Annotated in this window: 8 protein-coding genes; 7 read left to right on the plus strand and 1 reads right to left on the minus strand. The window is 74.9% G+C overall.

What is annotated here, in order from left to right; all coding sequences use genetic code 11:
* Nucleotides 1-258: 258 nt before the first annotated feature.
* Nucleotides 259-2,349: a CocE/NonD family hydrolase gene (locus ABYE80_RS11405; RefSeq protein WP_372790401.1), complete on the plus strand. Its 2,091-nt coding sequence runs from the start codon at nt 259-261 to the stop codon at nt 2,347-2,349.
* A 22-nt stretch (nt 2,350-2,371) separates the two neighbouring features.
* Here the strand turns inward: ABYE80_RS11405 and ABYE80_RS11410 are convergent, their stop codons facing one another.
* Complete coding sequence (locus tag ABYE80_RS11410; RefSeq protein ID WP_372790402.1) at nt 2,372-2,737, minus strand: Rieske (2Fe-2S) protein; 366 nt, start codon at nt 2,735-2,737, stop codon at nt 2,372-2,374.
* An 88-nt stretch (nt 2,738-2,825) separates the two neighbouring features.
* Here ABYE80_RS11410 and ABYE80_RS11415 point away from each other — a divergent pair, with 88 nt between their 5' ends.
* The 6 genes from ABYE80_RS11415 to ABYE80_RS11440 all read left to right on the plus strand — a co-directional run.
* Nucleotides 2,826-3,980, plus strand: coding sequence for a PucR family transcriptional regulator (locus tag ABYE80_RS11415; RefSeq protein WP_372790403.1), 1,155 nt, complete (start codon nt 2,826-2,828; stop codon nt 3,978-3,980).
* Between the two features lie 53 nt (nt 3,981-4,033).
* Nucleotides 4,034-5,443: a proline dehydrogenase family protein gene (locus ABYE80_RS11420; RefSeq protein WP_372790404.1), complete on the plus strand. Its 1,410-nt coding sequence runs from the start codon at nt 4,034-4,036 to the stop codon at nt 5,441-5,443.
* Nucleotides 5,440-7,026, plus strand: a complete 1,587-nt coding sequence (locus ABYE80_RS11425) for an aldehyde dehydrogenase family protein (protein WP_372790405.1) — start codon at nt 5,440-5,442, stop codon at nt 7,024-7,026. The genes ABYE80_RS11420 and ABYE80_RS11425 overlap by 4 nt, the downstream gene beginning before the upstream one ends.
* 111 nt (nt 7,027-7,137) lie before the next feature.
* A complete protein-coding gene (locus ABYE80_RS11430) occupies nt 7,138-8,721 on the plus strand; it encodes a sigma-70 family RNA polymerase sigma factor (RefSeq protein ID WP_372790406.1) in 1,584 nt (527 codons plus the stop codon).
* Nucleotides 8,718-9,803, plus strand: a complete 1,086-nt coding sequence (locus ABYE80_RS11435) for a Glu/Leu/Phe/Val dehydrogenase (RefSeq protein ID WP_372790407.1) — start codon at nt 8,718-8,720, stop codon at nt 9,801-9,803. Before ABYE80_RS11430 ends, ABYE80_RS11435 begins: the two co-directional genes overlap by 4 nt.
* Nucleotides 9,800-10,234: cation diffusion facilitator family transporter (locus tag ABYE80_RS11440; protein ID WP_372790408.1), on the plus strand; the 435-nt coding region annotated here is incomplete at its 3' end. The genes ABYE80_RS11435 and ABYE80_RS11440, both read left to right, overlap by 4 nt.

Genomic DNA, 10,234 nt, shown 5'->3' on the forward strand with positions numbered 1-10,234 from the left:
ATCCAGCGTTCCCCCTGCCATCGCCGGTGCAGTCGGCCGTCGGCGTCGACCAGGCACCCGCGGTTCCCCATCATGGTCCCGCGCACCGGCACGGGCTCGAGCGTCCCGAACGGGGTGACGCGGTTGGGGTGCGGCACGACCTACCGCCTCGGTGTGGGTCGGGGGAACACCGTCAGACCCTAATGCGAAACGACACAACCACGCAACGGGCGCGGCCGTCGGGCGCGCGCGGTCCGACGCGCGGATAGGGTCTGAGGTATGCGTGGGTACCTGGGAGCGGCGCTGCTGGCCGTCGTCGTCGCGACCGGGGCCGCGCCGACCGCCCATGCCGCCGCCCCGCTCGGCCTGACGGACTGCCGCGACAGCGACGGGGTCCGCCTCTGCGAGGGGCTCGTCGCCAGCTGGGACGGCGTCCCGCTGGACACGACGGTCGCGCTGCCGGCCTCGGCCCCGGAAGGGCCGCTGCCGCTCGTGGTCACCACGCACGGCTTCGGCAACTCCAAGCACGAGTTCCTCGATCCTCGGGAGACCGCCTACACCGACAACGTCCAGGCCTGGGCGAAGGACGGGTACGCGGTGCTCAACTTCACGGCCCGCGGGCTGTGGGGATCGTGCGGCACCCCGGAGGCGAGAGCGGCCTCGCCCGCCGCCTGCGCGAAGGGCTACCTGCATCTCGCGGACGTGCGCTGGGAGGTCAGGGACACCCAGGAGCTCGTCGGCCGCCTCGTCGACGAGGGGGTCGCCGACGCCGGAAGGATCGGCGCCACCGGCGACTCCTACGGCGGGGGCCAGACCCTCATGCTCGCCGCCCTCGGCGACCGGATGATGCTGCCGGACGGCACCCTCGTGCCCTGGCGGTCACCCAAGGGCGTGCCGCTGCGGCTCACGGCGGCCGCGCCAGTCATCCCCTGGAGCCACCTCGTCTACACGATCGCTCCCAACGGCCGCTTCCTCGTGGGCCGGCCGATCGCCGACGAGGACCTCGTCTCCCCCGTCGGCGTGTTCCAGCCGTCGATCGCCAACGCGATCCTCGCGGCGGCCCAGAACGCCACCGGGCCGGGCCAGCCGCTCGGCCAGCCGTTCGTCCCGGGACGCCCGATGGGCTACATCGCGCCCGCCGGGATCGACCCCGAGGCCGACGTCCCCGGGTGGGTGGCGCGCTCCGATGTGGGCGAGCCCTACGACGACCCCGGCGCGCGCGCGATCATCGACACGCTCACCCGGTACCACTCCGCCTACGGGATCGACAGCTCCGTCCCGCCGCCCCCGCTGTTCGTGGGCGCGGGCTTCACCGACGACCTGTTCCCGGTCGACGAGACCCTGCGGTTCACCGAGCGGATGGCACGTCAGCACCCGGACGTGCCGATCTCCGTGCTGCTCGGGGACTTCGGGCACCAGCGCTCGTCCAACAAGCCCGACGTCCGCAAGCTGCTGCTCCAGCGCGTGCACCAGTGGCTCGACCACCACGTGCGCGGCATCGGACCGGCCCCCGTCACCGGCGTGACGGCCATGTCGCAGACGTGCCCGCGCGACCGTCCCTCGGAGGGGCCGTTCCACGCCGCGACCGCCACGAAGCTCGCGAACGCGCACCTGCGGTGGCGCAGCGACGACCCGCAGTCGGTCCGGTCGACCGGAGGGTCCCCGACGGTGTCGGTCGCCATCGACCCCGTCGCCGGGGGCGGCGACGGGTGCGTCCGGACGCCGGCCGACCGCGCGCCGGGCACGGCGGTCTACGACCTGCCCGCTGCTCCCGAGGGCGGCACCCTGCTGCTGGGCGCACCCCGGATCACGGCGCGGCTGCGCGTCAGCGGCAGCCCGCCGAGCGTCGCGCAGGTGCAGGCCCGCCTCTGGGACCTCGCACCGGACGGCGCCACGCAGCGCCTCGTGGCCCGCGGCACGCTGCGCCCGAGCGGCGGGGATCGCGACGTCTTCGAGCTCCACGCCAACGCGTGGCGGTTCGAGGCGGGGCACCGTCCCCGGCTCGAGCTCGTCGGCATCGACGCGCCGTACGCGCGTCCCTCCAACGGGACGTTCTCGGTCGCGGTCGACGCGATCGAGCTCGACCTGCCGACCCGTTCGGCCTCGACCCCGCCGCGCGTCTGCGCCAGCCGCAGGCGCGTCGTCGTGCATCCGCGTCTGCGGCGCGCAGAGCGGATCCGCCGCGCGAGCGTCCGCATCGGCAGCCGATCACCACGCCGCGCCAAGGTCGTGGGGCGCAACGGCGTGCGGGTGGTGCTGGACGGCCTGCCCCGCGGACGGCACCGGGTCTCGATCCGCGTCACGACCTCCCGTGACCGGGTCCTGCGGCTGCGCCGCTCCTACCGGACCTGCACGGCGAAGCGCCGGTAGCGCCCGGCGGCCCGCGCCGCCCTCAGACGAGCCAGATGGCGCCGTCGCGGACCTCGACCGGGTAGGTCTTGAGCTTCCGCGCCCCGAGGGTGCCCTTGACCGCCCCGGAGATCGGCTTGAAGGCCCCCTGCGGCCCGCGGACCATGCTGCCGTCCCGGACGTCGAACAGCGCGCCGTGCCACGGGCACTCCAGGCATCCGTCGTCGTCGACCTTGCCCTTCCCGAGCGGCGCGAACAGGTGCCGGCAGCGGTTGGAGACGGCGAACGGCTGTCCGGCGCTCATCCCGACGGCGAGCGCGCCGTGCGGGCTGTCGGGCACGACGGCGACCTGCGAGGCGCCGAGGTCGTCGACGGCGATGAGTCGCGTGGCGGTGTCGGTGCTGCTCATGCGGTCCTCCTGGGGAACGGTGTGCGGTCTGCACGACCCTACGGGCTCCAGGCGCGCGACGACTACGCTGGACGCCAGCACCGACGAGATGCCCTCGGACCCGCACGACATCCTGCAGCTTCAGGTCGACGAGCTCGCCGAGCGGATCGGCCGCCCGGTCGACCTCGAGGACCGTGACCTGAGAGTGCTGGCCTACAGCGTGCACGACCACGAGATCGACGCGGTGCGAAGCCGGTCGATCCTGGCTCGCAGCGGGCCCCGGGAGGTCGACGCGTGGATGCGGCGCCACGGCATCCACGCCGCGGAGGACCCGCTGCGCCTCCCGGCCGCGCCGGAGCTCGGCATGGAGCCCCGGGTCTGCGTGCCCGTACGCGACGCCCGAGGCCTCTTGGGCTTCCTGTGGCTCGCCGACGAGCCCGGCCGGCCCGTCGCGGCGGCCGACATCGACGCGACGGTCGAGGCGGCGGCCGCCACGGCGCAGGTCCTCCGACGGATGCGCGACGCCGAGGACGAGGAGCGGGCCGCCGTCGACGTGCTGGTGCACGCCGCCCTGCGCGGTGAGACGGGAGCCGCCGAGGCGCTGAGCCGATCCGGCGCCCTGCTGCCCACGCCCGCGACGACCGTGGTCGCGGCACGCGCGTCCGCGGACGTCGGGGGCCGCCTGCGCAGGCTGCTCCCGTCGCGTCATGCGCTGGACGTCACGGGCGATCCGGGGGAGCTCCTGCTCCTCGTGACGCTGCCGACCGGCACCGACCTCGACGACCTCGTGCGCCGCGTCGCGGACGTCTGCGGGACCCCGGCCGGGATCGGCGACCCGCACCCGTCCCTGGCCGACCTCCCGAGCGCGCTCGCCCAGGCGCGCGCTGCGCTGCTCGTGGCCGGGGCGGTCCCCGGACGCGGTCCGGTGCTGCGGTTCGGGGAGGCGGGCACGGACGGTACGCTCGCCCTGCTGCCCACCACCGCCCTCGACGACCTGGCGCGCGCCCCTGAGCTCCGGCGACTGGCGGACCAGGACGCCGACGGCGCGCTGCGGGCGACGTTGCTGAGCTGGCTGGACCACGGAGGCGACGCGAACGCCGCGGCCCAGGACCTCTCCCTGCACCGGGCCACGCTCTACCACCGGCTGAAACGCATCGAGACGCTGGCCCAGGTACGGCTCGACGACGGCGACGTGCGCCTCGCCCTGCACCTCGCGCTGCGCGCCGCACGGCTGCGTTCGACGCCCGTCGCGTCCGACGGCTGAGATCGCGACACCCGTCGAACGACATCGCCGCCGCTGCCGTCGATCATCGACGTATGGCCAGCGCCGTCGTCCCGCACCCACGGTCTCATGCTCCGCGACCGCCCGCCGCGGACGCCATCCGGTCCATCGGGCACGACCTCGCCGCCGCGATGGACCGCCGGCGTCCGCTCCGCACGCGCGCCGACGACGCCCTGATGCGCCGGCTCACGGCCGACCCACAGGTCAAGGCAGCCCTGTTCCGCCTGGTGGACGTGCGTCCGGCCTGCGCGGACGCCGAGGACCTCGGCCGGCACCTCGCCGGCCTGCTCGACGAGGTGACCCTCCGCGACGGCCCGCGGGGCGCCGCCGTGACCGCGGCCCAGCGGGTCGCGGAGGGCCGGTTCAGCGCCCGCGCCGCCGGGCACCTCCTCGCCACCGGGGTCGGCCAGATGGCCGGACGGTTCATCGTCGGCGCCGATGCCGCCTCCTCGGTCCCCGCGCTACGGCGGCTGTGGAAGGACGGCGTCTCGACGACCGTGGACCTGCTCGGCGAGGCCACGGTCACCGCAGCCGAGGCCGACGCCTACGCCCAGCGCTGCGCCGAGGCCCTCGACGTGCTCTGCGCCGCCGCCGCGACCTGGCCCGCAGGCGGGATCCTCGAGCGCGACGGCGTCGGTCCCCTCCCCCGGGTGAACCTCAGCGTGAAGGTCTCGGCCCTGACCCCCCATCTGCGACCGGACGCTCCCGAGCGCGGCATCGCGGACGCGACGACCCGACTGCGACCGCTGCTGCGCCGCGCGCGCGACCTGGGTGCGCACCTGCACGTCGACATGGAGTCCCTCGACGACCGCGACGCCGTGCTGGAGACGGCGCTGCGGCTGCTGGCCGAGCCGGAGTTCCGTGACGGACCGTCCGCGGGCATCGTGCTGCAGGCCTACCTCAAGGAGTCCCCGCGGCACCTCGAGGCCATCCTCGACCGCGCTCGCGAGGCCGGACGCTCCGTCCCGTTGACGGTGCGTCTCGTCAAGGGCGCCTACTGGGACCACGAGCTCGTCCACGCGCAGCAGGTCGGCTGGCCGGTCCCGGTGTGGGAGGACCGCGCCGCGTGCGACCGCTGCTTCGAGCAGCTCACGCGGCGGCTCCTGGGGGTCGCGCGCACCCCCGACACGCCGAACGCCCCCCTGGTGCGACCGGCGATCGCCTCCCACAACCTGCGTTCCGTCGCCCACGCCCTGGCCGTCCAGGACGAGCTGGGGCTGGCGCCCGGCGACGTCGAGTACCAGGTGCTCCGCGGACTCGGCGACGACCTGCAAGGCGCCCTGGCCGACCGCGGCGTGCGGGTGCGGACCTACTGCCCCGTCGGGGATCTCGTGGCCGGCATGGCCTACCTCGTGCGACGGCTGCTGGAGAACTCCAGCAACGACTCCTTCCTGTCGGCGCGGGCCGCCGGCGCCGAGCTCGACGACCTCCTGAGGGCCCCGTGACCGTCATCGCCCCCACCCCGTCCACCACGGACTTCGTCAACGAGCCCCTCCTCGAGCTGCGCCGCGCCGAGGTCCGCGACGAGCTGCTCGCCGCGCTCGGTGACCTCGATCGCCGCCTGCCGCTGCAGGTGCCGGTCATCGCCGGCGAGCGGCGGACGACGAACGAGACGTTCGCGTCGACCGATCCCGGATGCCCCACGCGCGTCGTCGCCACCGCCCACGCGGCCACGCCTCGTGACGTCGAGGACGCCGTCGCCGCTGCCGGCCGGGCGTTCCGGACGTGGAGCGCGACCCCGGCGCCGCAGCGTGCGGCCGTCCTGCACCGCGCCGCGGCCCGGCTGCACGACGATCGCCACCAGCTCGCCGCGCTCGCCGTGCGCGAGTGCGCCAAGCCGTGGCGCGAGGCCGACGCCGACGTCGCCGAGGCCATCGACTTCCTGCGCTACTACGCGGTCCGGGCGCTGGCGCTCGAGGAAGGCCCGCAGCTCGTCACGGTCCCGGGCGAGCGCAACGAGCTGCGCTACGTGCCGCGCGGCGTGACCGCCGTCGTCGCCCCCTGGAACTTCCCGCTCGCGATCCCGCTGGGCATGACCGCCGCGGCCCTGGCCGTGGGCTCCACGGTGGTCCTCAAGCCCGCCGAGCAGGCTCCGGCCTGCGCACTGGCCATCGTCGAGGCGCTCTACGCGTCGGGCCTCCCCACCGGCGCGCTGGGCCTCCTCCCGGGCTTCGACGAGCCGGGCCGCGCGCTCGTGCGTCACCCCGCCGTGCAGACGATCGCCTTCACCGGGTCCGAGGCGGTGGGGCTGGACATCCTCCGTGCCGCCGCCGACGTCGCTCCGGGCCAGCGGCACCTGAAGCGCGTCATCGCCGAGATGGGCGGCAAGAACTGCATCATCGTCGACGCCGACGCCGATCTCGACGAGGCGGTCCCCGCGATCGTCCGCAGTGCCTTCGCGTTCGGCGGGCAGAAGTGCTCGGCGGCGTCCCGGGTGCTCGTGCACGAGCGGATCGCGGACCTCCTGGTCGAGCGGCTCGCGGGCGCCGTGGATGCACTCCGGGTCGGGCAGGCCGAGGACTTCGCGACCGATGTCCCACCGCTGATCGACGAGGGCTCGCAGCGGCGGCTGCACGACGCGGTCGCCCTCGCACGGCGCGAGGGCTCGGTGGTCGCGTCCTCCGCCGCACCACAGGGCACCGGCTGGTTCGTGGCCCCGACGGTCGTCCGCGCGCTGCCCGCGGACTCCGAACTGCTGCGACGCGAGCTGTTCGGACCGCTGCTGACCGTGGAGGCGGTCGCCGGGATCGACGAGGCCTGCGACATCGTCGACGCCTCGTCGAGCGCCCTGACCGGCGGGCTGTTCTCGCGCGATCCGCGGACGGTGGCCCACGTCGCACGCCGGTCCCCGGTCGGCAACCTGTACGTCAACCGCGACATCACCGGCGCCATGGTCGGACGCCACCCGTTCGGCGGCAACCGCCTGTCGGGCACCGGCACGAAGGCCGGCGGGCCCGACTACCTCCTGCACTTCGTGGAGCCGCGCGTGGTCGTGGAGAACACGATGCGCCACGGGCTCGTCGTGTGAGGCACCGGTCGGCGGGTGGGCCGCGTCGCGGCGGAGGCCGCGCAGGACCCGGCGGTTCGCGCAACTCTGTGCCCGCACGGCCGTTTGCGGGAGTAGCCTACGGAGCTTCACGTGGACGTCCCGACCACCAGATCCCCTGCCGGAATCCGCCTCCTCCGGGGAGGGCCGCTCCTGCGGCTGCGGTCGGACGAGCAGCTGCTGGCGCTGTTCCGTGCCGGGAGCGACGAGGCGTTCCGGGTGATCCACGACCGTTACCGGCAGCGGCTCTTCACCTACGCCCGTCAGATGCTCAACGGGTCGCCGTCGGATGCCGAGGACGTCATGCAGGACGTCTTCCTGCGGGCGTACGGGGCGCTTCGTGCGGACGACCGTCCGGTGTCGGTGCGCGCCTGGCTGTACCGCGTCGCGCACAACCGGTGCATCGACCACGTACGGCGCCCGCAGCCCGCGACCGTCGAGCTCCACGAGGAGACGGCCGCCTCGCTGCACGACCCGATCGTCGAGGCCCAGCAGCGCGAGGACCTGCAGCGCCTCGTCACCGATGTCGGCCGTCTCCCCGATCAGCAGCGGTCCGCGCTGCTGCTGCGCGAGATGGAGGGCCTCTCCTACGTGGAGCTCGCCGACGCGCTGGACTGCTCGATCCCGGCCGTCAAGTCGCTGCTCGTGCGCGCCCGGATGGGACTGGTCGAGCAGGCCGAGGCCCGCGCGCTGTCGTGCGCGGACATCCGCGACGACCTCGACCAGGCCCACGACCGCGGCGTGCGGATGACCGGGCGCGCCCGGCGCCACCTGCGTGACTGCCCCGCCTGCCGGTCCTATCGCGAGACGCTCAAGGGCGTGGCGACCGGACTGCACAGCCTCGCCCCCGGTCCCGGCCCGTGGGGCGTGCTCGTGAAGCTCCTGGGCATCGGCTCCGCCGGCTCGGGCGCGGCGGCCGGCGGCGCCGCGACCGTCGGTGGCGGCAGCGGTGTCGCCCTGATCGGCGGCGGCGCCGCGGCGACGGCCAGCAAGGTCGCCGCGATCGTGTGCTGCGCGGCTGTCGTCGGCGGGAGCGCCGCCGAGGTGCAGCAGCGCATCGCTCCTCCCGAGTCGGGCCGCAGCGCAGCGAAGTCCGAACGGAAGTCCGCTCCCGTGCGCGCCGCCGTACCCCCCGCGGCCGAGATCGCCCGGGCGCACGCCCTGGACCGCAGTGGCCCGAGGCCCGAGCTCGCCCTCTCGAAGCAGCCCGCAGCCGACGAGCACGTCGCGAGCAAGCACCGCGCCACGGCGGACGAGGCGCTGCCACCGACCCCGGCCCCGGCCGGCGACGACGCGGCCGAGCCCGGCCTGGCGCCGATCACAGCGCCGCCCACGATCGGGGAGACCACCGGGGGCGTCCAGGCACCCGAGGAGACATCGGTCGTCACGCCTCCGCCGAGCACCACCGGGCAGCAGCCGACGACCACCGGGCCGGGGAGCGGCACGACCTCCGGCGGCGGCACAGGAACCTCCACCACCGGCACCCCGCAGAAGTCGCCGTCGTCGGGCTCGGGCGCCACGACCGGCCAGCCCACCGGTCAGGCGCCCACCAGGACCGAGCCCGCCCGCGACACCGGAGCCCCGTCCGGAGCCGCCAGCCCCGCTCCGGGCGCCGGCGGCGCGCCGACCCCCGGCTCGTCGACGACGACCACCGCAGGGACGGGTTCCACTCGGTGAGCAGCAGCTCCGTTCCGTTCGACCGGTACATGACGTCGCTGGATCACGAGGAGGTCCTCGTGCGCCGCGGCCCGCGCTCGGGCCTGTACTCCATCATCGCGGTGCACTCGACGGCCCGCGGCCCGTCGCTCGGCGGATGCCGCGTGCTCCGCTACGACGATCACCGGCTCGCCCTGCGCGACGCGCTGCGCCTGAGCCGGGCGATGACGTGGAAGTCCGCCGTCGCCGGCCTGCGGCTCGGTGGCGGCAAGGGGGTCCTCGCCTGCCGTGACCCCGCCCGCCTGACCGGGCGTGCCCGTCGCGACGCGCTCATCGACTTCGGCGAGGCGGTCGAGCAGCTCGACGGCCGCTACATCACCGCGGAGGACGTCGGGACCTCGGCTCGGGACATCGCGACCATCGCCTCCGCGACGTCCCACGTCACCGGCCTGAGCCGCGCCCGCGGCGGATCCGGAGATCCGAGTCCGTGGACCGCCCTGGGCGTGTTCGAGACGATCCGCGCGAGCGTCGAGCGCACCTTCGGATCCCCGGACCTGCGCGGTCGGAGCGTCGCGCTCATCGGGCTCGGCCACGTCGGTCTCCCCCTCGCGCGGCTCCTCGCGAAGGCCGGGGCGAAGCTGCTGGTCGCGGACATCGACCGGGCGCGCAAGGCGGATGCCACCGCGCTGGGTGCTCGCTGGGTCGGCGGCGACAAGGCCTTCTCCTCTCCGGTCGACGTCCTCGCGCCGTGCGCCCTGGGCGGCATCCTCGACCACGACAGCGTCGAACTGGTGCAGGCCCCGGTGATCGCGGGGGCGGCCAACAACCAGCTCGCCGACGATCACGTGGCAGGCCTGCTCGCCGACCGCGGGATCCTCTGGGCGCCCGACTTCGTCGCCAACGCCGGGGGCATCGTCAACATCAGCGTCGAGCTGCGGTCCGAGGGATACGACCCAAAGGTGGCCCGGGCGCTGGTCCGCGGCATCGGGGACACGATGCGCCGCGTGTACGACGACGCCGACCGCGCCGGCGTCACCCCGCTCGCGGCCGCGATGGCGTTGGCCCACCGGAGGGTCGCCGACGGCGTATCGTCGCCGGTGTGATCGAGGCCAGGCTTCGGCGGCTGCTGTGGCTCTCCGTCGGAGCCGCCGTCATCACCATCGCCCTGAAGACGAGCGCCTGGCTGCTGACCGGCTCCGTCGGCCTGCTCTCCGACGCGGCCGAGTCGCTCGTCAACCTCGTCGCCGCGGTCGTCGCGATGGGAGCGCTGCACTGGTCGGCGAAACCCGCCGACGAGGACCACGCCTACGGGCACGCGAAGGTCGAGTACTTCTCGGCCGGCGTCGAGGGGGGCCTCATCTTCGTCGCCGCGATCAGCATCGCGGTCACGGCGGTCCTGCGGCTGTTCGACCCGCAGCCCATCGATCAGGTCGGCGTCGGCGTGGCGGTCGCGGCGGGGGCCGGCGTCGTGAACCTCATGGTGGGCCTCGCGCTGGTCCGCGCGGGTCGCGACTTCCGGTCGATCACGGTCGAG

The sequence above is a fragment of the Paraconexibacter sp. genome (assembly GCF_041602235.1).
In the GTDB taxonomy this organism is placed as follows: Bacteria; Actinomycetota; Thermoleophilia; order Solirubrobacterales; family Solirubrobacteraceae; genus Paraconexibacter.